This is a genomic window from Cupriavidus sp. 86D6, from assembly GCF_057815095.1.
The window spans coordinates 85207-107434 of the sequence record NZ_JBYPSB010000017.1; the positions used below are offsets into that span (position 1 = coordinate 85207).

Annotated in this window: 19 protein-coding genes; 5 read left to right on the plus strand and 14 right to left on the minus strand. The window is 67.6% G+C overall.

Annotated elements, in window-relative coordinates; all coding sequences use genetic code 11:
- Positions 1–257: 257 nt before the first annotated feature.
- Positions 258–425: a hypothetical protein gene (locus AC3G88_RS25785; RefSeq protein WP_194946553.1), complete on the plus strand. Its 168-nt coding sequence runs from the start codon at positions 258–260 to the stop codon at positions 423–425.
- Positions 426–513: 88 nt separating this feature from the next.
- Here AC3G88_RS25785 and AC3G88_RS25790 read toward each other — a convergent pair whose 3' ends face one another.
- The 11 genes from AC3G88_RS25790 to AC3G88_RS25840 form a co-directional block, all read right to left on the minus strand.
- A complete protein-coding gene (locus AC3G88_RS25790; RefSeq protein WP_488773682.1) occupies positions 514–1965 on the minus strand; it encodes an aldehyde dehydrogenase family protein in 1452 nt (483 codons plus the stop codon).
- 230 nt (positions 1966–2195) lie between these two features.
- Positions 2196–3953, minus strand: coding sequence for an ATP-binding response regulator (locus tag AC3G88_RS25795; protein ID WP_488894103.1), 1758 nt, complete (start codon positions 3951–3953; stop codon positions 2196–2198).
- Positions 3954–3988: 35 nt separating this feature from the next.
- A complete protein-coding gene (locus AC3G88_RS25800) occupies positions 3989–4645 on the minus strand; it encodes a response regulator (protein ID WP_488773680.1) in 657 nt (218 codons plus the stop codon).
- Between the two features lie 279 nt (positions 4646–4924).
- Positions 4925–5620: a dipeptidase PepE gene (pepE, locus tag AC3G88_RS25805; protein ID WP_488773679.1), complete on the minus strand. Its 696-nt coding sequence runs from the start codon at positions 5618–5620 to the stop codon at positions 4925–4927.
- Positions 5621–5731: 111 nt separating this feature from the next.
- A complete protein-coding gene (locus AC3G88_RS25810) occupies positions 5732–6586 on the minus strand; it encodes a phosphodiesterase (protein WP_488773678.1) in 855 nt (284 codons plus the stop codon).
- Positions 6583–7641 carry an ABC transporter ATP-binding protein gene (locus tag AC3G88_RS25815; protein ID WP_488773677.1) on the minus strand — a complete coding sequence of 353 codons (1059 nt, stop codon included), beginning with the start codon at positions 7639–7641 and terminating at the stop codon, positions 6583–6585. Before AC3G88_RS25815 ends, AC3G88_RS25810 begins: the two co-directional genes overlap by 4 nt.
- Positions 7634–8536 (minus strand): ABC transporter permease, encoded by a 903-nt coding sequence (locus AC3G88_RS25820; protein WP_488773676.1) that lies wholly within the window; start codon positions 8534–8536, stop codon positions 7634–7636. Before AC3G88_RS25820 ends, AC3G88_RS25815 begins: the two co-directional genes overlap by 8 nt.
- 10 nt (positions 8537–8546) lie before the next feature.
- Complete coding sequence (locus tag AC3G88_RS25825; RefSeq protein WP_153948816.1) at positions 8547–9365, minus strand: ABC transporter permease; 819 nt, start codon at positions 9363–9365, stop codon at positions 8547–8549.
- 22 nt (positions 9366–9387) lie between these two features.
- Positions 9388–10422 (minus strand): ABC transporter substrate-binding protein, encoded by a 1035-nt coding sequence (locus AC3G88_RS25830; RefSeq protein WP_488773675.1) that lies wholly within the window; start codon positions 10420–10422, stop codon positions 9388–9390.
- A 47-nt stretch (positions 10423–10469) separates the two neighbouring features.
- On the minus strand, positions 10470–11558 hold the full coding sequence (locus tag AC3G88_RS25835; RefSeq protein ID WP_488894104.1) for a substrate-binding domain-containing protein: 1089 nt from the start codon (positions 11556–11558) through the stop codon (positions 10470–10472).
- A 203-nt stretch (positions 11559–11761) separates the two neighbouring features.
- Entirely contained in the window at positions 11762–12145 is a 384-nt protein-coding gene (locus AC3G88_RS25840) for a nuclear transport factor 2 family protein (protein ID WP_066730839.1), read from the minus strand.
- A 237-nt stretch (positions 12146–12382) separates the two neighbouring features.
- Here AC3G88_RS25840 and AC3G88_RS25845 point away from each other — a divergent pair, with 237 nt between their 5' ends.
- Positions 12383–13981: a DUF1800 domain-containing protein gene (locus AC3G88_RS25845; protein WP_488773673.1), complete on the plus strand. Its 1599-nt coding sequence runs from the start codon at positions 12383–12385 to the stop codon at positions 13979–13981.
- Between the two features lie 36 nt (positions 13982–14017).
- Positions 14018–15322 (plus strand): DUF1501 domain-containing protein, encoded by a 1305-nt coding sequence (locus tag AC3G88_RS25850; RefSeq protein ID WP_488773672.1) that lies wholly within the window; start codon positions 14018–14020, stop codon positions 15320–15322.
- Between the two features lie 18 nt (positions 15323–15340).
- Here the strand turns inward: AC3G88_RS25850 and AC3G88_RS25855 are convergent, their stop codons facing one another.
- Positions 15341–16312, minus strand: a complete 972-nt coding sequence (locus AC3G88_RS25855) for a bifunctional helix-turn-helix transcriptional regulator/GNAT family N-acetyltransferase (protein WP_488773671.1) — start codon at positions 16310–16312, stop codon at positions 15341–15343.
- A gap of 231 nt (positions 16313–16543) precedes the next feature.
- On the opposite strand from AC3G88_RS25855, the gene AC3G88_RS25860 reads away from it, so the two are divergent.
- Entirely contained in the window at positions 16544–17335 is a 792-nt protein-coding gene (locus AC3G88_RS25860) for an EAL domain-containing protein (RefSeq protein ID WP_488773670.1), read from the plus strand.
- Positions 17336–17400: 65 nt separating this feature from the next.
- On the opposite strand, the gene AC3G88_RS25865 is transcribed toward AC3G88_RS25860, so the two are convergent.
- Complete coding sequence (locus tag AC3G88_RS25865) at positions 17401–19881, minus strand: penicillin-binding protein 1A (protein WP_488773669.1); 2481 nt, start codon at positions 19879–19881, stop codon at positions 17401–17403.
- Positions 19882–20199: 318 nt separating this feature from the next.
- Between AC3G88_RS25865 and AC3G88_RS25870 the strand changes: the two genes are divergently transcribed.
- Positions 20200–21279 carry a porin gene (locus AC3G88_RS25870; RefSeq protein WP_488773668.1) on the plus strand — a complete coding sequence of 360 codons (1080 nt, stop codon included), beginning with the start codon at positions 20200–20202 and terminating at the stop codon, positions 21277–21279.
- A 117-nt stretch (positions 21280–21396) separates the two neighbouring features.
- Here AC3G88_RS25870 and AC3G88_RS25875 read toward each other — a convergent pair whose 3' ends face one another.
- A complete protein-coding gene (locus AC3G88_RS25875) occupies positions 21397–21729 on the minus strand; it encodes a hypothetical protein (RefSeq protein WP_488773667.1) in 333 nt (110 codons plus the stop codon).
- Positions 21730–22228: the final 499 nt, after the last annotated feature.

Here is a 22228-nt window from a genome sequence, read left to right on the forward strand (position 1 = left end):
TCCCGCGCCAGGGTCCGGGCATCGGGACTTTCCTCCTTGACTTCCGCAGCCGGGCAAGGCGGTACCGGTATCGCCCGCAATCCCGCGCTGCAGCATCGTTCAAACGCCAATAACGAAGGGATTACCATGATTGCCGCGCCCCATCGATGGCGCGACCATCGGCGCAAATAGATTGCAGTGGGCAGTACCCGGGCGCCCCGAAAGCACGCCCGTCATCACAGAAGTAGTCGAAGAACGAACTCTGGGAGACACCAACCATGCAAGTCTATGACGGGCTCGTTTTTGCCTGCGCCATGATCCTTGTCTGCATGTACGCCTATCTGGGCGTGCAGTCGCAGAGCCTTGCGCTGAAATACGTGTCGCCAGCCATCGTGGGCGCATTGACGCTCGTGTATGCGCTGCTGCCGATGCGCATGATCGGCTGATCGCCGCCGCGCAAATGAAAACCCCGCCAGGCCTTGGCGGGGCATGCGCCGTTGCGCCGGCCGCCGTGGCGGCCATGTCCGTTGACGCCTAGCGCAGCGACAACCAGATCGCCTTCGGTTCCGTGAAGTTCTCGATGGCGGCGTCGCCATGTTCGCGCCCCAGGCCGGAGTCTCCCGCGCCGCCCCACGGCAGGCGCACGTCGGTGTACCCATAGGTGTTGATCCAGACCGTCCCGGCACGCAGCTCGCCGGCCACCTTGTGTACGCGCTGAATGTCCGCGCTCCACACGCCGGCGGCCAGGCTGAACGCGGTGCCGTTGGCAATGCGCACGGCGTCTTCCTCATCGTCGAACGGGATCACGCTGGCCACCGGGCCGAAGATCTCCTCCTGCGAAATGCGCATCTCGTGCGCCACGTTGGCAAACACGGTGGGCTCGACAAAGAAGCCGCGCTCGCCCACGCGCACGCCGCCCGTTACCGCGCTGGCGCCTTCCTGCCTGCCGATGGCGACGTAGTCGAGCACGGTCTTCATCTGCGCGGCCGATACCACCGGCCCCATGGTGGTGTCGGGTGCAGCCGGGTCGCCCACGCGGATGGCGCGGGCGCGCGCGGACAGCCGCTCCACCACCTCGTCATACACCTGGCGCTGCGCCAGGATGCGAGAGCCGGCCGAGCACACCTGCCCCGCGTTGAAGAAGATGCCCGAGGCGGCCGCGCGCGTGGCGGCGTCCAGGTTGGCATCGGCAAAGATCACGTTGGCCGACTTGCCGCCCAGTTCCAGCGTCACGCGCTTGAAGTTGGCCGCCGCGCCCTGCATGATGCCGCGGCCCACGCCGGGCGATCCGGTAAAGGTCACCTTGTCGATGCCCGGGTGCGCGACCATGGCGTTGCCCACCACGCTGCCCTTGCCGGTCACGACGTTGAACACGCCGGGCGGCACGCCCGCTTCGAGGGCCAGTTCGGCCACCCGCAGCGCGGTCAGCGGCGTGATCTCGGCGGGCTTCACGATCAGCGTGCAGCCGCAGGCCAGCGCCGGGGCGATCTTCCACATGCCGATCATCAGCGGGAAATTCCACGGCACGATGGCGGCTACCACGCCCACGGGTTCGCGCACCGTATAGGTCAGCGCGTCAGGGCGGGCCGGGATCACGCTGCCGTGGATCTTGTCGCACCAGCCCGCGTAGTAGCGCACCGTGTCGATCACGGCCGGCATGTCCTGGCGGCGTACGGAGGCCAGCGGCTTGCCGGCGTCCTGGCTTTCCAGCGTCACCAGTTCCTCGGCATGGGTTTCGAGCAGGTCGGCAAAGCGGTTCAGGATGCGTGCGCGGTCTGCCGCGCGCATGCCCGCCCAGCCTTTCAACGCCGTGCGGGCGGCCTTCACCGCGGTATCCACGTCGGCGGCGCTGCCTTGCGCCACCAGCGCAATGGGCGCTTCAGTGGCCGGATTGATGTCGGTGGAATACTCGCCAGTGCCGGGCGGCAGGCGCTTGCCGTCGATCAGCAGGTCATGCCGGGGCAGGTCGGGGCGTGAGGCGGTCATAACAGGCTCCTCGCTTGTGTCGTGGTTCTGGAATGACGGGCGCGGTGGCCGAAGCATCACAACAATCAGCCCGCTTTGTTTCTGGAGTGTGGGCGGGCGTCAGACCTAAGTCCAATTAATAGGAATGATTCATTCATACGATTAATGCATGAATGACGGATGTGCTTATCGTCCGGCGCCATGCCATCAGGTGTGCGAGCGCCCCCCAGCAGCGTGGCAGCCCGGCGCTTTCAGCCGGCGTCGTTGAGCAGGGCGCCGATGGCGGCGTGCAGTTCGCCCGGCACCACGGGCTTGTGCAGCAGGGCGGTGCCGCCGGCGTGGACGTTGCGCAGGCGATCGGCGGCAGTGTCGCCCGTGATGACGATGGCGGGCAGGTCGCGGCCCGTGCGCTCGCGGATGGCGGCAATCGCCTCCAGTCCCGTGCGGTGGCCGCGCAGGCGATAGTCGGCCAGGATCAGGTCCGGCGCGAATTCCGCAAGCAAGGCCAGCGCCTCTTCCTCGGTTTCGGCGGCGCGGTTCGGGCAGTTCCAGACCGTGAGCAGGCCGGACATGGCCTCGCGGATGGCCGGATCGTCGTCGATCACCAGCACGCGCAGCCCATCCAGCCGCGTGGCGGCACCGGGCAGGATCGATTCCTCGGGCGCCGTCCACGCCAGTGGCAGGCGCAGGCGGAACACCGAGCCCCGGTCCGGTACCGATGCCAGCGTCACCGAGGTGTGCATCGTCCTCGCCAGGCCGTCCACGATGGCCAGCCCCAGGCCCAGCCCCTTGCGCTGGTCGCGCTCGGGATTCCCCAGCTGATGGAACTCGCGGAAGATCGCCCGATGCTGGGTGGCCGGAATGCCGATGCCGGTATCCCAGACTTCGATCGACATATGGAAGCGCCGCTTGCGACACGCCACCAGCACGCCGCCCGTGCGCGTATAGCGGATGGCGTTGGCGATCAGGTTGCGCAGGATCAGTTCGGTCAGGGTGGGATCGCCAAAGGCTGTGGCCGTGGTATCGCGCGTGCGATAGACCAGTCCGCGCGCGTTGGCCTGCGGGGCGAACTCGTTTTCGAGCTTGTGCAGCAGCGGCTGTAGCCGGAAGGGCCGGGGCCGCGGCGTGACCACGCCGGCATCGAGCTTGGAAAAATCGAGCAGCGTGTACAGCATTTCGCGCGCCGCGCCGGACGATGCCTCGATATGGTCCAGAAGCTGGCGCTGCCGCGCGTCCAGCGGCGTGCGGCCCAGCGACACCAGGAACAGCCCCAGCGCATGCAGCGGCTGGCGCAGGTCGTGGCTGGCCGACGCCAGGAACACCGATTTGGCCCGGTTGGCCTGCTCGGCCTCGCGCTGGGCCTGGCCGGCGCGCGCGGTCTGGTCGCGCAACTGCGAGATCAGCTCGACGTTCTCGAAGCGCAGCGTCAGCGAATGCCGCGCCATGCGGGAGTAGTTGCGCGCGAATACGATCAGCACGAACAGGTACAGTGGGGTGGCCAGGAACATCGGCAGGTAGGCGATATCGTGCGTGACGATGAAGGCCGCCCAGACCGGCACGATGGCCGGGATGAAAAAGCCCACCGCCACAGGCAGGCAAGCCGAGAACACGGCCAGCGCCGCCGCGCTCATGCCGGCAATCAGCGACAGCACGCAGATCACCACGGCGGGCGAGCGGATATCGAGATAGAGCCAGCCCGCCAGCCCCCACAGGCTGCCGATCAGCACCAGCATCGCGGTCATGCCGCGCGCATACAGGCCGGAGCGCGCCTCGGTCAGCCGGTCGCGCATGGCCAACCGGCCAAAGTGGGCGGCGGCGCAGACGACCGCCATCGCCGCTGCCCACGGCAGCGCGCCGGGGTGGCCATCGGTCAGCGACAGCCCGGTGCCCAGGATGATCGCCGCCAGCGCACAGCCCAGCATGGCCATGCCGAAGCTCTGGTCGATCAGCTCCATCTGCGCGGACAGCAGCCGCGGCTCGTCGTAGTGCGGAAGGAAGGGCAACGCCATGGTCGCGCGGCGGGCGGGGCGGGTCGAGATGGCGGTCAGCGATGCGTCTGCACTAGCCCGCGGCGCTGCGCTTCGAGGATGGCCTCCACGCGGCTGACCACGCCAAGGTGGTCGAGGATGGCCGCCACGTGCACGCGCACGGTGTTTTCGGACAGCCCCAGGTGGTAGGCAATGACCTTGTTCGATCGCCCCAGGCTCAATTGCGTCAGCACCTCCAGCTGGCGCGGCGTGAGCTGGCTCGGTTCATAGGCCGGGCCATCGCCGGCGGCGGGGCGGCCCGCGCCGGGGCCATAGCCGCTGCCATCGGCCGGGAAATGCGTGCCGCCCGACAGGCAACTGGCGATGGCGCGTTCGATGTCCACCGCATCGGCAGATTTCGGCAGGAAGCCGGCGATCTCGCGCCGCGATTCGGCCGGGATGGCGTCGATATGCGACGTGCCAGAGACGATCAGGATGCGCGCCGCGGCAAAGTGCCGGCGCAGCACCTTGATGCCTTCGATGCCGTTCAGGCCCGGCATCTGGATATCCAGCAGCAGGATGTCCACGGGCTGGCTGGCGTGGGCCTGCACGGCCTCCATGACCGATCCGGCCTCGATGATCGACGCCACGCTGGGGCTGTCGGCCAGCAGCAGCTTGAGCCCCGTGCGAAACAGGGTGTGGTCATCGATCAGCAGGAGTCGGGCACGCGACATGGAAACACGCACAAAGTGCAGGGGGCGACATGGGGATCGATTGGACTGGATTCGACGCGCGTTGTCCATCGCCAGCATTGGGGGCGCGCCGGGGGGGACGCCGGCGCCAGCCATGCCATGGATACCGGCCTCTAGTCCGGAAAGATTATTGGCAGCGTAGTGGTGCGATGCCAGCATGTTGCCGTGGACGAATTCCGCGACTTGTCCATACCACTTCTGATACCCGCTCCTCCCGGCTGCGGGTATTTTTTTGTCCGCATCCGGGCCCCGCGGCCGGCGTCAGACCGGGATCGACAGCGGCCCGGCCGTCACGTCCCAGGTCGTGGCATCGAGGAACCAGCGCGCCGCATGTGGACCATGCAGCACGTGGAGATCGCCCGACACACGCACCCAGTCGCCTTCGGGCAGGCCCAGCACCGGGGTATCCGGCGACAGCGTGGTGAATTCGGCCAGCCGCTGGTCGCGTGTCTCGCCCCGGAAGCCTTCGATTTCCAGGTTGTAGTAGTGCGGGTTGATCTGGAACGGCACCAGCCCGAGCGCGTCGAAGCCGCCCGGGTCCACCACCGGCATGTCGTTGGTCGTGCGGATGGTCGGCGTGGCCAGGTTGGACCCGGCGCTCCAGCCGATATAGCGCGCGGCGCCGCTGCGCACGCGGGCGGCCATCGGCGCCAGAAGGCCTTGCTGGCGCAGCACCTGCAGCAGGCGGAAGGTATTGCCGCCGCCCACCACGATCAACGTGGCGGCGTTGACCGCAGCCAGCGTATCGGCCTGCTCGTGCAGCGACCGTACCGCGATGCCGACCCGCGCGAAGGCCTCGCGTACCTGTGCGGCGTAGCTGTCCCAGTCGCGCGTCACGCCCGCGTAAGGCACGAACAGGGCGTCGGTACGGCCATCGGCCAGTTCGGCGATGGCGTGGGCAGCGTGAACGAGGTAGCCCTCGTCCGAGGTCGAGTTGCTGAGCAGAAGCAGGTCCATGTCGGGGTGTCGCGGAGTTCCGCCTTGCGGAACATCGGTCCATAAATCAAAAGAAACCGACAATGGTACGCCAATGGCAGCGGCACGCGCACCGGGCGTGTGCCGCTGCCGTCAGTCGATCAGCTTGCCGTCCGCGTCGAAGAACGGGTGCCGCGCCCCGTGGTCGCCAATGGCCGCCAGATGCGTGACCAGGCCGTGTTGCGGATGCCACCAGTGCAGCAGGTAGCCCGGCGGCTCCATGCGGAAGCACGACGGCGCTTGGGGGGCCAGGTCCAGCGCCACCTGGTGCGCCGGGCCGGGCGCGGTCATGGCGATGGTGCCGCCAAAGCGGCGCGTGATCTGCCGGTGCAGATGGCCGCAGATGACGCGTTCCACCTGCGGATGCCGGGCGATGACCGCTTCCAGGGCCGCCGCGTTGTCCAGCCCCTGCACGTCCATGTGGCCGATGCCGGTATGGAACGGCGGATGGTGCAGCATGACCAGCGTGGGTTGCTGGGGCGCGGCGGACAGCGCGGCATCGAGCCAGGCCAGCCCGTCGGGCTCGGCACGGCCTCCCGGCTTGCCGGGCACGGTGCAGTCCAAGCCCACCAGCCGCAGCGGGCCGGCATCGATGGCGTAGTGCACCGGCGCCTCGCCGTTGCCGTTGGCAAACAGATAGTCGTGATCGGCAAATACGCTGCGCAGCGACGTGCGGTGGTCGTGGTTGCCGGGCAGCAGCTTTACGGGCATCGGCAGGCGCTGCAGGATGTCGCGCAGGAAGCGGTATTCGTGGATATCGCCGAAGTCGACCAGGTCGCCGGTGACCACCACCAGATCGGGCAGTTGCGGGGCCGCCAGCAGCGTGTCGATGGCCGCGTGCAGCGCGCCGGCAGTGTCCACCATGCGGTAGGACAGCTTGCCGCCGGCCTTGATGTGCAGATCGGTCAGTTGCGCCACCAGGTAGGGCGCCGGGTTTGCGAGGGTCATACGGCTTGGCCAAGCGTGATCAGGTGTTGGGTGTCGATGCGCAGGCCCACGCGCGTGCCGGCCGCCCAGGCATCGCGCCGGGCGGTATCGACGATCAGCGGCGCGGTGGCGCCCACGTCCACCAGCAGGCGGGTGTGGTTGCCTAGGAACAGCGCCGTGACGACCGTGCCTTCCACATGTGCATCGTCGGCGTGCACCAGCGCCACGTCCTCGGGCCGGAACATCAGGCGCGCGGTCGCGGTCGTCGGCGCATCGTCGGGCGGCCCCATCGGCACGGTGCCGCCGGGCACGCGCCAGCGGCCTGCCTCGGCCGTGCCCGGCAGGTGGTTCATGGTGCCGATGAAGTCGGCCACGAACGCGTTGGCCGGGGCGCGGTAGATGTCCTGCGGCGTGCCGGCCTGGGCAATACGGCCCTTGTCCATCACGATGATGCGGTCGCCCAGCGCCATGGCCTCGGCCTGGTCGTGCGTGACGTACACGGCGGTGATATGCAGGCTGCGCAGCAGCTGGTTGATATCGGCACGCAGCGCATCGCGCAGCTTGGCATCGAGCGCGGTCAGCGGCTCGTCCAGCAGCAGCACGCGCGGCTGCACGGCGATGGCACGCGCCAGCGCCACACGCTGGCGCTGGCCGCCGGACAGCTGGTCGATGCGGCGGTCGGCAAACGGCTCCAGGTGCATCATCGCCAGCATCTCGTCCACGCGGCGGCGGCGCGCGGCGCTGTCCACGCGCCGTACGCGCAGACCATAGGCGATGTTCTCGGACACGCTCATGTTCGGAAACAGCGCGTAGTTCTGGAACACCATGCCCACCCCGCGCTGCTCGATGGGCTGGTCGGTCACGCGCGTGTCGCCAAACCAGACCTCGCCGCCGGCATCGGGCTGCTCCAGACCGGCGATGATGCGCAGCGTGGTGGTCTTGCCGCAGCCCGACGGCCCCAGCAGCACCACGGTTTCACCGGCGCCGATATCCAGGTCCAGCGGCTGCAGCGCCAGTGTGCCGTCTGCGAACGTCTTGGCGCACTGGCGCAGGCGGATGGGAGTGGGCTCATGCATGGCGGCTTCCTGGAACGGTGGAGGCGTTGGGGGTGGGGACGGTCTGTGGCAAGCCCACGGGCGCGTCCGGGGCAGGTTCGGCAACCGGTGCATGGCGGCGTGCGCGGGCCCCCAGCGCGCTGGCGGCCTGCATGACCACCAGCATCGGAATGATCATGACGAAGAACACGATGGTGTAGGCCGACCCGATTTCGAGCCGCATCGACGCGTAGCTGTCGGCCAGGCCTACGGGCAGCGTCTGCGTGGTGGGGGTGTGCAGCATCCAGGTCAGGTTGAACTCGCCCACGGACAGCGTCACCACCATCAGCGCGCCGGCCAGGATGCCCTGGCGGCAGTTCGGCAGCACCACGGTGAAGAAGCGCTGCAGGCGCGTGGCGCCCAGGCTGGCGGCGGCATCTTCCAGCGTGCGGATATCGATGGCCGCCAGGATGGCCAGCACCGCCCGCACCATGAACGGCAGCGTGAACACCACATGGCCGATCAGGATGAACACCCAGCTCGTGCGCAGGCCTTGCCAGCTGCCGTAGAGCAGGATCAGGCCCAGCGCCGTGGCCAGCCCGGGCAGCGCCACGGGCAGCATCAGCAGTTCCTCGATCAGGCGCGTCACGCGGTTGCGCCGCAGCGCCATGTAGTACGCGGCGGGCACGCCGATCACCAGCGTGCAGGCCAGGCAGGCCAGTGCGATGCCCAGCGACAGGAAGATGGTGTTGCGATAGAGCGACCAGACTTCTTCGAGCCAGCGCGTGGTCAGCCCGCTCGACAGGCCCACGAAGATGTTGTTGGTCAGGCCGGCCAGCACGGACAACACCACGGGCACGGTCATGAAGGCGCAGACCAGCAGGGTCAGCGTCAGTTGCAGCCAGTAGCCGGCGCGGCGGGGTTGGGTGGTGCGCATGCGGCGGTCCTCAGGCGGTGGCGGCGACGGTGTCGCCGGAGTACCAGCGCGCCAGCGCCAGCAAGGCCCAGGTGACCACGCCAAGCAGGATCGACAGCGCGGCGGCCATGCCGAAGTTGGCGTAGTTGGTGAACTCGTTGTAGATCGTCAGCGGCAGCACGTCGAGCTGCGTGGCCAGCGTGAAGGCGGTGCCGAACGCGCCCATGCTGGTGGCAAAGCAGATCGCCCCGCTGGACAGCATGGCCGGCATCAGCGCGGGCAGCATCACGTCACGCACCACGCGCCACGGGCTGGCGCCCAGCGAGCGCGCCGCTTCCTCCAGCGACGGGTCAAGCTTCTCCACGGCGGCCATCACGGTCAGGATCACGCGTGGAATCGAGAAATAGAGATAGCCGACGAACAGGCCGGCGAGCCCGTAGGCAAACGTCCATCGCTCGCCCGCCAGCACATCGCCGATGCTGGCCAGCAGGCCGTTGCGGCCCCCGAGCATGATGACCATGAAGCCGATCACCACGCCCGGGAACGCCAGCGGAAAGGTCAGCATGGCCACCAGCACCGGCTTGCCCGGCACCGGGTGCCGCTGCAGGAAGGTGCCCGCGATGCCGGCGATTGCCAGCGTGGCCAGCGTGACCAGCGCGGACAGCACCACGGTCACCATCAGGCTGTGCAGATAGCGGGCGCTGGTCAGCACGGTCCAGTAGACTCCCGCGCCGTCGCGGCCGGTCAGGCTGACTTCGATCAGCCGCGCCATCGGCAGGCAGAAGAACGCCAGGAACACGAGCAGCGCGGGCAGCGCGAACAGGAAGAGGGCGGGAGATCGCTGGGTCATGGTGCGGGCGCGGGCCGGTGGCTTAGCGCACTTCCTTCAGGTACTGGTCGCTGAAGGCCTTCTGCGACTGGGCCATCTTGCCGAAGTCCACCGGCCTGGCGCGGGCATAGTCGGCGGCGGGCAGGAAGCGCGACTGCACTTCGGCCGGCATCGGCACGTTGCGCACCGGACGCAGGTAGGCGTTGGCCCACAGCGCCTGGCCCTGGTCGGACAGCACGAAGTCCAGCACCTTGCGGCCTTCGGCGGCGTGCGGCGCGTTGTTGACCAGGCTCATCACGTAAGGCACCACCAGCGTGCCTTCCTTCGGAATCACGAAGGCCACGTTGGCGCGATCCTTGTACTTCGCGCGGTAGGCGTTGAAGTCGTAGTCCAGCAGGATGGGGATTTCGCCGGACAGCACGCGCGCATAGGCGGTCTGCTTCGGCACGATGGGCTGGTTCTTCTGCAGGTCGCGGAAGTACTTGAAGGCCGGGCCGAAGTTGTCCAGCGAGCCGCCCATGGCCTGGTTCACGGCCACGGCGCCCACATAGCCCACAAAGGCGCTGGCCGGATCGAGGTATCCCACCAGGCCCTTGTATTCGGGCTTGAGCAGGTCGGCCCACGACTGCGGCACGGGCTTGCCGCGCAGCGCATCGACGTTGACCATGAAGCCCAGCGTGCCGGAATGGATGGCGAACCAGTGGCCTTGCGGGTCTTTCAGGCCGTCGGGGATGTCGTTCCAGTGGGCGGGCTTGTATGGCTGGGTTACGCCGTCGGCCTTGGCCTGGATGCCGAAGGTCACGCCCAGGTAGGTCACGTCGGCCACCGGGGCGGCCTTTTCGGCCACCAGCTGCGCCAGCGACTGGCCCGAGTTCTTGTTGTCGAACGGCACGGTGACGCCGGTCTTTTCCTTGATCGCGCGGATCTGCGCGGCCCAGTCGGCCCATTCCGGCGGGCAGTTGTAGCAGATGGCGGTCTGGGCGGCGGCGCCCTGGCTGAAGGCGGCAAAGGTGGTGGCGACAGCGGCGGCGGTGGCCAGCCAGCGCAGCGGACGGCGCCAGAAGGATTGCGTCGACATGTAAGGCTCCCTGGTTAGGTCGGTCGGTCAGTCAGTCGGTGGTTGGATCAGGCAGGAACTGCGGGCGCGCTGACGGTGCCCTCGATACGTAATGCATGCGGCAGCAGCATGGCGTTGCCGTCGGCGCCCGCCGAGCCCACATCGAGCCGGTGCAGCAATTGCGCGACGGCCTGCCTGCCGATGTCGGCATTGGGCTGGACAACGGTGGCCAGCGGCGGCTCCACCAGCGCGCCAAGGGCGATACCGTCGTAGCCCAGGACCGAGACATCGCGCGGCACGCGCAGCCCCAGCCGCTTGAGATCGGAAATCACGCCGATGGCAAGCAGGTCGTTGGTGCAGAAGAACGCGGTGGGGGCGTCGGATTGGGCCATCAGCGCCTGGATCTGCGGCGCGTTGCTGGCCGTGTGGGACGGCAGGTTGACCGGGTCGCGTACCGGCAGGCCGTGGGCGCGCATGGCATCGGCATAGCCGGCAAAGCGTTGGCGGGCGCGGTCCGACGCGGTGAAGGCCCCCGAAATCACCGCGATGCGCCGATGGCCGGCCGCGATCAGCGCGTTGACGCCCTCGCAGGCGCTGGTCTGGTTGTCCACCGACACCGAATGCCGGCCGCGCTGCATGCCGTCGCCCGACACCTTGTTGTAAGCCAGCACGTAGGGCACCGATTCGCGGTCGAGCTGGTCCAGCACGGTGCTGTCGCAGGCGTCGGCCACGGTCAGCACCATGCCGTCGACGCGGTGACGCAACAGATATTCGATGCGCGCGCGTTCGCGGGCCGGATCGTAGTTGCTGGTGACCAGCATCAGGGAGTAGCCTGCCTCCATGGCCGATTCTTCAATTCCGCGCCAGCATTCGGCAAACACGGCGTTGTCCAGCGTGGGCAGCATGACGCCGACGATACGGGTGCGTTGCGCGCGCAGCTTGGCGCCCAGCAGGTTGGGGCGGAACGACAGCCGGCGCGCGGCCTCGTGCACGCGCTGGGCGGTGGCTTCGCGCACCAGCTGCGGATGGCTGAAGACGCGTGACGCAGTGGCCAGCGACACCTTGGCGGCCAGCGCCACGTCGGCCAGCGTGACCCCCTGGCCAGGTTCGGCGGAAGCCAGGCGGGGCGGCAGGACGGCGCGGCGGGATGTCGGCATGCATTCCTCATCGGATGGCGCACTTCAGGATGAAAACGTTTTCATTGAAGTGCCGGAAAATCAGGCGTCAAGGAATATTTGCGCTGCGCTGCCGCAAAGCGGGCAGCGCAGGCTCCCGCGCCTGTCATCGTCGCGCATTGTCACGGGCCTCTGTGACGCGACGATGACAGGCCGGCGGTGCGATCCGATCTGGCGGGGGTGCCTTACTTCGTCTTTGGCGCGGCGCTGAACGTCTTGTTGGCGATCTTCCACACGCCGTCGATCTGCAGCAGGTTCATGTAGTCGGTGAACGTCACCTCGGGATAGTCCAGCACGATCTTGGCCGTGGCGGCGTTGCCCACCACGTCGAAGCTGGCGATATGGCGGCGGCGCTGGGCCTCGTCGGGCTGCGGCTGGCCCTGGAAACGCTTCGAGAACTCGTCCACCGTCAGCGAATGCAGCGCGCCGTCGCGGAACGAAATGATGCGGGCGTCGGCGTGAAACGCCTGGAAGATGTACTCGGCCTTGCCGGTGCGATGGGCTTCCAGGTACTGCTCCAGCGGTGCCAGGGCGGGAATGTGCTGCGAAGTGGCGGCGTGTGCGGTCATGTCTGTCCTCCGTATGGATGCGGGTTGGGCTGGCCCGGAATCGTGCGCCCGGGCCGATGGGGCCGTTCATTGTATCCGTAAATTGTATGCAAAATGGATTTGGACTGTGCCTTGGTCCGGGGCAGGAAAATTTTCGTAACAGACTGCGTGGACGGCCCGGTCAACCAACCGGCGCGCCGGACGTCAAACCGGCATTCCGGCACGCGATGTGCGCACAGGACAAAGGAACGGGCGCCTATGGAACCCCCACGGATCAGCAGGCTGCGTCAATGGCGCATACCAGGTTGGACGGCCTTGCTGGCATGGCTGGCGCTATCGGCGGCGCTGGCCGCCTGTGCGTCGACGGCGGCCGATGATGCAACGCACCATGGCAAGCTGTCGGCGGCCGACCTGCGCTGGCTCAACACGATCAGCTTTGGCGCCGACCAGGCCAGCGTGCAGCGCCTGCAAGCGATCGGGCGGCAGCGCTATCTCGACGAGCAGATCCGGATGCCGCTGGCCGATCCGCCCCAGTTGGCCCAGGCCATTGCCGCATTGCCGCTCAGCCAGGGCGATGCCCTGCAGCGGACGCAGGCCGTGCGCGCCGAGCGGCAGCGTATCCAGGCGCTGACCGACGAGACCGAAAAGCAGCAGGCCCGCGAGGCGCTGAACCGCCAGGGGCGCGAGCTTGTGATCGATACCGGCCGCCGCCACCTGCTGCGCGCGCTCTATTCCCCGGCGCAACTGCGCGAGCAGATGACGTGGTTCTGGCTGAACCATTTCAACGTCTACGCCGAGAAAGGGCAGGTGCGCTACGCGCTGGCCGAATTCGAGGCACGCGCGATCCGGCCGCATGCGCTGGGCAAGTTCCGCGACCTGCTGATGGCTACGGTCACATCGCCGGCCATGCTCGAATATCTGGACAACGCCCAGAGCGCGGCCAATCGCATCAACGAGAACTACGCGCGCGAGCTGATGGAACTGCATACCCTGGGCGTGGCCGGCGGCCCGAGCGGGTCGCGCTATACCCAGCAGGACGTGCAGGAACTGGCGCGCGTGCTGACCGGACTCGGCATTAACGCGCGGGGCGAGCCGCCGCGGCTGTCGGCCGAACGCGCGGCCATGTACCGCAGCGACGGCCTGTTCGAGTTCAATCCCAACCGCCACGACTTCGGCGCCAAGACGCTGCTGGGCCAGACCATCGCGCCGCGCGGGTTTGCCGAGGTGGAGCAGGCCGTGTCGATCCTGGCGCGCGACCCGGCCACGGCGCGCTTCGTGTCGGCCAGGCTGGCCACGTACTTCGTGTCGGACAACCCGCCGCCGCAGCTGGTGACGCAGATGGCGGCCACGTTCACGCGCACCGACGGCGATATCGGCGCGGTGCTGCGCACGATGTTCCTGTCGCACTGGTTCGACCAGTCGGCTGCCGAGGGCGCGCGCAAGTTCAAGGACCCGATGGTCTTCGTGGTGTCCTCGATGCGGCTGGCCTACGATGGCCGGCCGGTGTCGAACCTGCGTCCGATGATCAACTGGCTGAACCAGCTTGGCGAGCCGCTGTATGGCCATGTAGCGCCCGACGGCTATCCGCTGACCGAGAGCGCATGGGCCAGTTCGGGGCAACTGGTCAAGCGTTTCGAGATCGCGCGCACGATCGGCAGCGGGCCGGCCGGGCTGTTCTCGGACGAGAGCGGTCAGCCGGCCGCGCAACGCGGATTCCCGATGCCGAACAACCGCATGTTCTACGACACCATCGAGGGCACGCTGGGCACGGCCACGCGCCAGGCGCTGGCCCAGGCGGGGTCGCAGCAGGAATGGAATGCCGTGCTGCTCAGTTCGCCGGAATGGATGCAGCGGTAGGGCACCGGCACCGGCCATCCAACGATAGGGGCAACCATGAATCGACGCCACTGGCTCAGGACGATGGGCGGCGCGGGGCTCGCGCTGACGCTGCCGACCGTGACATCGCGCGTGTTCGCGCTGCCGGCCCAGGCCGATGCGCGCTTCTTGCTGGTATTCCTGCGCGGCGGCTACGATGCGGCCAACGTGCTGGTGCCGTCCGGCAGCGATTTCTACTACGCGTCGCGACCCAATATCGCCATCCGGCCGCCGGTGGCGCAGGGTGCCGCGCCCGACCCGGCAGCCGCGCTGTCGCTGGGCGTCGATGGCTGGGCCCTGCATCCGGCGCTGGGCGCCACGATGCTGCCGATGTGGCAGCGCCAGCAGTTGGCGTGCGTGCCGTTCGCGGGCACCAGCGACATGTCGCGCAGTCACTTCGAAACCCAGGACGGTATCGAGGCGGGGCTGGCCGGCGACGGCCATGGCGCAGGCGCACCCAAAGGCAGCGGCTTCCTGAACCGGCTGACGCAGGCCATGGGCGGGCAGGCGGCGCCGGTGGCCTTCACCGATGGCCTGCCGATGGTGCTGTCCGGCGCGGCCAACGTGCCCAACGTGTCGCTCAAGGGCACCGGCCGCGCCCCATTCGATGCCCGCCAGACGCAAACACTGGCGCAGATGTACAAGGGCACGCGCTTCGAGTCGCTGATTGCGGAAGGTTTCGACCTGCGCCAGACCGTGGCCGAACAGGCCGAGGCGATGCGCAAGCACGAGGCGGCCATGCGCGCGGCCAGCGCGGGCGCGGCGGGCGAGACCATGTCAGGGCGCATGCAGGAAATGCAGGCAGCCAACCGGCGTGCGCTGACGGCACGCGGTTTCGAGCAGGAGGCGCGCCGCATGGCCGGGCTGATGCGCGATAAATTCAACCTCGGCTTTATCGACGTGGGCGGCTGGGACACGCACGTCAACCAGGGCGGCGCGCAAGGGCAACTGGCCAACCTGCTGGACAACCTGGGCCGCGGCATCGCCGGATTCTCGGAGGAAATGGGGCCGGCGTGGCGCAACACCACCGTGGTGGCCATCTCCGAATTCGGCCGCACCTTCCGCGAGAACGGCACGCGCGGCACCGACCACGGGCACGGCACGGTCTACTGGGTGGCCGGCGGCAACGTGCGGGGCGGGCGCATGGTGGGTGAACAGGTCGCGATTGCCCCGTCAACCTTGAACCAGAACCGCGACTATCCGGTGCTCAACGACTACCGGTCGGTGCTGGGCGGCCTGTTCCGCAGGCTATACGGGCTGGACGACAGCCGCCTGGCGCAGGTCTTTCCGGGTAGCCGGCCAAGCGATATCGGACTGGTGTAGGGCAGGGCGCGACGTCGATCAAGGCTTGCGACGGCTGAAGCGTTGCTCGGTCACCTCGCTGCCCCATTGGGTGCCGGCCGCCTCGCTGGTCAGCACAAAGCCGAACGACTCATAGAGATGCCGGGCCGAATCGAGGCCCTTGAAGGTCCAGAGCCAGGTCTCGTCAAACGCGTGCGCGTCCACGAACTGCATCGCGTGGGCCATCAGCTGCCGGCCCACGCCTAAACCGCGCAGCGCGTCGTCGACGATAAACCAGCGCAGATGGGCGGTCCCCAGCGCCGGGTCGCCGTCGATGGCCAGAGACGCCAGCGTGCGGCCGTCGTCGTGGTACAGCCACAGTGCCTTGCCCGGTGCCGGCAGCGTGGCGGCAAACTCGGCCAGTTCGGTGGCCACCCGCTTTTCGAAGAAGGCGCCAAATCCCCAGTGTTCGGCATAGAAGCGCCCGTGCAGGCTCGCGATATCGCCGATGCACCCGGGCCGGTAGCCTTCGACGATGGGCAGGCTGTCGGGCGTGCCTGCGGCGGCCCTGGCGGCGTTGTCCTGCGCCAGCGCGTCGGCATAGAGCGCCAGGGACCGCAGCAGCGCCTGCTGGTCGGACGGGAGCATGCGGCGCAACGCATTGGATACCTGGTCGGTCGCGAACTGGTCGATCTTCTCCCGCAGCTTTTTCCCTTTTGGCGTCAGGAACAGCTCCGTGGCACGTGCGTCCTCGCTGGAGATTCGGCGATGCAGGAACCCGGCGGCTTCCAGCCGCGCAACCTGCCGGCTGGTGTTCGATTTGTCCAGCCGCAGGATCTGGCCCAGGTCCTTGGCACTGATGCCGGGCGTCATGCCGATCTCCAGCACCGCGTGCACGGCTGAAGGCGCCAGGTCACTATCGGCCAGCGTGGCGCGCATGAAGCCCAGTTCGCGCACCAGGCGGCGCGAGAAATCACGCAGTTCGAGGATGGTCCCGTCGCGGGACTGGGCGGGTGCTTCGATCAGGTCCATGGTGGCCTCCGGCCGGCGGTCGAGGGGTCGCATTGGTTGCGATGCGCAAGCAATATTAGTTGCGATGCGCAACCTTGTCAAAGGTCTGAGGGGGTGGGGGTCACCCTCCCAAAGCAGTACGTGCCACGCCTCAAGTCGGTCCAGGAAGTGCCGTTATCTCAACAGTGGGCGTGGCACCTGCCCACCATATGATTCGTACAACACGATTCCTAGCCAGTTTGAGTGCAAGCCTTGTCGCGACCCCTGACGCCATCCATTGCCGATTGCATCGAGCAACACCTGCTGCGGCCGGTTTTCCAGCCGATCGGCTCGCTCGTCACGGGCGAGGTGTTTGGATACGAGGCACTGATCCGCGGCCCGATGGGCACGCCGCTGGAGAGCCCGATCGCGCTGTTCGCCGAAGCGGCACGCGAGGGCAAGCACGTGGAACTCGAACGGCTGGCCGCCCGCATCTCGATCCGGGCGTTCATGGAATTCGACCTGCCCGGCAAGCTGTTCCTGAACTACAGCGCCGATTCGCTGCGCAATATCGAGGACACGCGCGACGAGGTACGGACCTTTCTGCAGGCCCAGGGCCTGCAATCCGAACGCATTGTGCTGGAGCTGACCGAGCAGGCGCCGCTCGGGCCGCTGGATACGCTGGCCAAGGCCGTGTATTCGATTCGCAGCCGCGGCGCGCAATTCGCGCTGGACGACTACGGCACCGGCCACGCCGGCCTGGGGCAGTGGATTGCCCTGCAACCCGATTACGTGAAGATCGCGCGCGTCATCATTGACGGCGTGGCGTCGTCGCCGTTCCAGCGCGAGGCGCTGCAGGGGCTATGCAAGCTGGCCCGCACAGCGGGCACGCGGCTGATTGCCGAAGGCCTCGAACGCGTGGACGATCTGCTGGTGTGCCGCGACATGGGTATCGACCTGGCCCAGGGCTACCTGCTGGCCCGCCCGTCGCCGGAACCGCCACTGTCGCTGTCCGATGCAGCCCTGCGCGCCCTGCATCGCGGCCGGCTGAGGATTGCCAAGTAACAGGGTGCGGATGGTTTTCTGCGCGTCTCCGCTTTTCCGCTTGGCGTGCGGGGGAGTGGCGCAGGTCAGAGCGCCGCGGGCGCCGAGGCTGGCGCAGGCGCGGAGGATGGTGCCGGGATGGGTGCCGGCATCGGTGCCTGAGCTGGTGCCGGCATCGGTGCCTGAGCAGGCGCCGGCGGCGGCGCCGACGGTTCGCTCGATGCTGCCATCTCATGGCCGCCAGGGGGCACGGCCTCCACCACTTCACCGGGGTCCAGCGCCAGGCCGTTATCCGTCGATGCGGCCGTGGCGGGCGCCGAGGCTGGCGGCATGGCGTCGGCGTCCGTGGCCGGCAAGACCGGCCGGCGCGGTGCCGGGCGCGGCAGTGGCGCGCTGTCGTCCTTGCGGTCCGACGCAAACAGCTTCTGATACCAGCCGCGTACCGTAGCGGTCAGCCCCGAATACCAGGTTTTCTCGTCGACTTCGGCAAACCGCGCGCGTGCGTCTACGATGCGCGCGCGCAGGGCGCGCTGGTAGAAGTCGCCCACGATGGGCAGCGCGCTGTGCGCACCCTGGCCCCAGTAGTCGCTGCGCAGCGTCACGCGGCTGTCGTTGAAGCCTACCCAGGCACCGGCCACCAGTTGCGGATGCATCAGGATGAACCAGCCGTCGGCGTTGTCCTGGGTCGTGCCGGTCTTGCCGGCCACATCGGCGCGAATGCCGTAGCGCGTGCGGATGGCCGTGCCGGTGCCGCGATCGACCACGTCGCGCATCACGTCGAGCAGCGTTTCGTTGGCCGTGGCCGATAGCGCGCGCTCGGGCGACGCGGGCCGGAAGCGGGCCAGTTCCTTGCCGTCGCGGTCCGTGATGCGGGTGATCATCGACGGCGCGATGTACTGGCCGCCGTTGGCGATCGTGCCGTAGGCGCTGACCATCTCCTTGAGCGTGACGGGGCTCGTGCCCAGCGCCAGCGATGGCACTTCCTCCAGTTTGCTGTCGCGCACGCCCATGGCGCGGGCCAGTCTGGCCACGCGGTCGGCGCCCAGGTTCTGCACCAGTTGCGCCGTGATGGTGTTCTTGGAATAGACCAGGCCGTCGCGCAGGCTCATCGCGCGGCCGGTGGGCGCCGTTTCGTCGGTCGGCCGCCAGATTTCGCCGCCGGCCAGCTTGATTTCCACGGGCTGGTCGATGAACGTCTGGTCGGGGCTCTGCCCGCGCGCGAATGCGGCGCCGTAGACAAATGGCTTGAACGTGGAACCGGGCTGGCGGCGGGCCTGCGCCACGTGGTCGAACGCGTCCACGGTGAAATCGCGGCTGCCCACCCAGGCGCGGATTTCGCCGGTGGCCGGGTCCAGCGCCATGAAGCCGGCCTGCACGCGGGTCTTGGTCTGGCGCAGGTTCTGCATGAACGCGTTGTCGCGCATCAGGTGGTTCAGCGCATCGGCATCGGTCTGGCCGCCGGCCACGGCGGCGCGGTATTCGGGCGTTTCGCGCACGAACTGCTGCACCAGGCCCCGGCTTTCGGCCCAGCCCGCGCGCGGCGCCCAGGCGGCATTGGCAATCGACTGCAGCTGGTTGGCCTGGCGTGCCAGCGCCTGGTTGGCCATGGCCTGCAGGCGGGCATCGATCGTCGTATGGATGACCAGGCCGTCGGTATACAGGTTGTAGTCGTTGCTGTCGGCCCACGAGATCAGCCACTTGCGCAGCTGCTGCGCGAAGTGGGCGGCCGGGCCGGGTTCCTCGACCTGCCGCTCGAAATCGATGCGCAACGGGCGCCGGGTCAGCACCTCGTAGCGGGCGGCGTCGAGCTTGCCCCGCTTGACCATCTGCGCCAGCACGATATTGCGGCGTTCCAGCGCGCGCTGCGGGTTCAGTACCGGGTTGTAGTAGCTGTTTCCCTTGAGCATGCCGATCAGCGTGGCGGCTTCCAGCACGTCAAGCTGGCGGGCGGACTTGTCGAAATAGGTGCGCGCGGCCATCTCGATGCCGAACGCGTTGTAGAGGAACGGCACCGTGTTCAGGTACGTCTCCAGGATCTCGTCCTTGGAGTACAGCGCCTCGATCTTCAGCGCCGTGATGGCCTCCTTGAGCTTGCGCGTCAGCGTGGGGGCCCGGCCGATCTCGTCCGGATAGCGGTTGCGCGCCAGCTGCTGGGTGATGGTCGAGCCACCCTGGCGGTCGCCCGAGAACGTGTGCAGCGCCGCCGATGCCGTACGGCGCCAGTCCAGCCCGAAGTGCTGGTAGAAGCGGTGATCCTCGGTGGCGATCAGCGCGTTGACGACGTTGGGCGAAATGTCGGCCAGCTTGACCCAGTCGCGGTTGGCCCAGCGGTAGACGGCCAGTTCCTTGCCGTCGGCCGACAGCACCTGGGCCGGCTGCTCCGACTTGGCCTTGCGGATGTCGCTGATGCCGGGCGTAAACGGGATCAGCAGCAGCAGGTACAGCAGCAACAGCGCGGGAAGCGCGGCCAGGGCCAGCAGGACGGTGCGTCGGCTGGGCCGGCGCAGGCGCTGCCTGAGCTGGGCCAGCCGTGGGGCGATATAGGTCTTGTATGAATCCAGGCGCATTGACGCAAGGCGAGGCAGGGCCGGTGCGCACCGTCACGGACCTGTCAAATGCCTTTCACGGAAAAGTGTGCATCCTACCTGAAGGTGGGTGGGGAAAACCCGCATTCTTCGCTGCCATCCGCCAAATATCCCACAAAAGTGGGGTGTCCCCGCCCGTTGCCGGGCCGCAACAGACACATGGGTTTCATATTTCATTGAAACAATTCGCCTGCCCCCACGGGTCATCGTTTCGGAAAGCGGCAGTACGGATCTCGTCGCCCCGTTCTGAAATAGTGACGGGGAAGCATCTCAATGTCTTGATAAATACGAGAACTCACAGTGAAGAAAGCACTATTTGCGCTGGCGGCAGCGGGTACCTGCGCGATTTCCGGCGTTGCATCGGCCCAGTCCAACACCTCCGTGACGCTGTACGGCATTGCCGACGCCGGCATCGAATTCGCCAACCACTCGGGCACCGCACCGGCCGCCACGGGCAGCAAGGCGATGGTCAGCTCGGGCAACATGTCCGGCTCGCGCTGGGGCCTGCGAGGCGCCGAAGACCTCGGTGGCGGCCTCAAGGCCATTTTCACCCTGGAATCGGGCTTCGACATCGACACCGGCACGTCGGGCCAGGGCAGCCGCCTGTTCGGCCGCCAGGCGTTCGTTGGCCTGCAAGGCAATTTCGGCGCCGTCACCCTGGGTCGCCAGCAAAACGCGCTGTATGACCTGTTCGGTGCCTACGACCCGATGGGCGTGGGCCCGAAGTACTCGCTGAACTCGGTCGACTCGGCCTTCAACGGCCGCGCCGACAATGCCATCAAGTACACGGGCAAGTTCGGTGGCCTGACGGGTACGGCCTTCTACAGCACGGGCCGCGATTCGACCGTGTCGGGCAGCACGGAAGTGCCGGGCAACTATCGCATCGGCCGCAACTTCGGCGCTGGCCTGGCCTATACCGCCGGCGCGTTCTCGGTGGGCACCGCCTACGACCAGTACCAGGGCAATGCCGCCAACGTCGCCGACCGCGCCGTCAAGCGCCTGGCCGTGGGCGGTTCGTACGACCTGGGCGTGGCCAAGCTGTTCGCCGGTTACCGCTGGATGCGTGACGACGGCATCGCCTCGCCCACCACGGCTTCGGCGCGCAACAACGTGTACTGGCTGGGTGGCCTGTATCGCGTGACGCCGGCCTTGTCGCTGACGGGCGCCGCCTACTACCAGGACGCGCACAACAGCGGCAATGATCCGTGGATGTTCGTGCTGTCGGCCGACTACTCGTTCTCGAAGCGTACCGACGTCTACCTGAACGTCGCGTACACGAAGAATAAGGATGCGTCGGCACTGTCGATGAGCAGCTCGGCTCCGGTCACCCCAGGTGCCAACCAGACCGGCGCCGTGGTCGGTATCCGTCACCGCTTCTAAGCAGGGAGACAACCGGCAGACGGGGCCTTTCCCCCCGCGCCTGCCGGATAACAAACGCCCCTCACCCGGCTTGGCGGGAGGAGGGGCGTTCTGCTTCGGGGGTACCCCCCGCCCGCTTCAGGTCGCGGCGCCCTCGGCGGGGCGGTTTGCCCGGTCGGCCTGGGCATCGACCGAACGCAACCGGTCCAGCGCCCGTGTCAGCAAGGCGCCTTCCTCTGCATCGGCCGTGGCACGCAGCGTCTGCACGGCGTGGTGCAGGCGCTCGCGGTCCGGCGCCGAAAGCTTGTCGGTGTCCTCCATGGCTTCGATTTCCTTGTCCACGCGCTTGCACAGCTTGCGCACGAACTCGGGGTCCAGCTGGCCCTGGCTGGCGCCATGTGCGATGTGATAGATCAGGGCCGCCAGCCCCTCTGCCGTGGTCTCTGTTGCGACGGCTGGATCATGTTTCATGTCGGCTCCCCGTTGAGGTCGATTCATTCTAGTGATCGGCGGCGGTCCCGGAAGTTGCGCCTGCCTGGCCATTCCTTCAATTGTGCTGGCGGCGCCGCACCATCTTCTTATTCCCGAAATATTTCATGACGAGAATGTCATCTCGTCGGCCCGACTGAACACGTTGGGAACGCATATGCGACCGGAGGGTCGCCGCGGGCCGGCAGCCGCACCGTTCCAGCGGATCACATGGCAGTCCGCAGAGACACCAGTGAAGGAACGGCGGTGTTGCAGTGAAGTACGCGGGGATCCGAGCCGTCCAACAGGACGGCTCTATTTCTTTCCGGCCCCCCACCGGCGTCATCCCGCAGGCGCGGCGAAATTTGATTATCGTCAATATAACGACGGTATTTTAATTCGATGAGATTGCCATGCCGTCTCGTAAAGGCAAGGCATCCGGTATGTCCTGCACGCGCGCCCAACACATCCATTTCCCCGGAATGCTCGTGTTTATCGGGCC

Coding starts and splice junctions, on each gene's coding strand:
- AC3G88_RS25785 (WP_194946553.1), top strand. CDS start 258: ATGCAAGTCTATGACGGGCTCGTTTTTGCCTGCGCCATGATCCTTGTC.
- AC3G88_RS25790 (WP_488773682.1), bottom strand. CDS start 1,965: ATGACCGCCTCACGCCCCGACCTGCCCCGGCATGACCTGCTGATCGAC.
- AC3G88_RS25795 (WP_488894103.1), bottom strand. CDS start 3,953: ATGGCGTTGCCCTTCCTTCCGCACTACGACGAGCCGCGGCTGCTGTCC.
- AC3G88_RS25800 (WP_488773680.1), bottom strand. CDS start 4,645: ATGTCGCGTGCCCGACTCCTGCTGATCGATGACCACACCCTGTTTCGC.
- pepE (WP_488773679.1), bottom strand. CDS start 5,620: ATGGACCTGCTTCTGCTCAGCAACTCGACCTCGGACGAGGGCTACCTC.
- AC3G88_RS25810 (WP_488773678.1), bottom strand. CDS start 6,586: ATGACCCTCGCAAACCCGGCGCCCTACCTGGTGGCGCAACTGACCGAT.
- AC3G88_RS25815 (WP_488773677.1), bottom strand. CDS start 7,641: ATGCATGAGCCCACTCCCATCCGCCTGCGCCAGTGCGCCAAGACGTTC.
- AC3G88_RS25820 (WP_488773676.1), bottom strand. CDS start 8,536: ATGCGCACCACCCAACCCCGCCGCGCCGGCTACTGGCTGCAACTGACG.
- AC3G88_RS25825 (WP_153948816.1), bottom strand. CDS start 9,365: ATGACCCAGCGATCTCCCGCCCTCTTCCTGTTCGCGCTGCCCGCGCTG.
- AC3G88_RS25830 (WP_488773675.1), bottom strand. CDS start 10,422: ATGTCGACGCAATCCTTCTGGCGCCGTCCGCTGCGCTGGCTGGCCACC.
- AC3G88_RS25835 (WP_488894104.1), bottom strand. CDS start 11,558: ATGCCGACATCCCGCCGCGCCGTCCTGCCGCCCCGCCTGGCTTCCGCC.
- AC3G88_RS25840 (WP_066730839.1), bottom strand. CDS start 12,145: ATGACCGCACACGCCGCCACTTCGCAGCACATTCCCGCCCTGGCACCG.
- AC3G88_RS25845 (WP_488773673.1), top strand. CDS start 12,383: ATGGAACCCCCACGGATCAGCAGGCTGCGTCAATGGCGCATACCAGGT.
- AC3G88_RS25850 (WP_488773672.1), top strand. CDS start 14,018: ATGAATCGACGCCACTGGCTCAGGACGATGGGCGGCGCGGGGCTCGCG.
- AC3G88_RS25855 (WP_488773671.1), bottom strand. CDS start 16,312: ATGGACCTGATCGAAGCACCCGCCCAGTCCCGCGACGGGACCATCCTC.
- AC3G88_RS25865 (WP_488773669.1), bottom strand. CDS start 19,881: ATGCGCCTGGATTCATACAAGACCTATATCGCCCCACGGCTGGCCCAG.
- AC3G88_RS25875 (WP_488773667.1), bottom strand. CDS start 21,729: ATGAAACATGATCCAGCCGTCGCAACAGAGACCACGGCAGAGGGGCTG.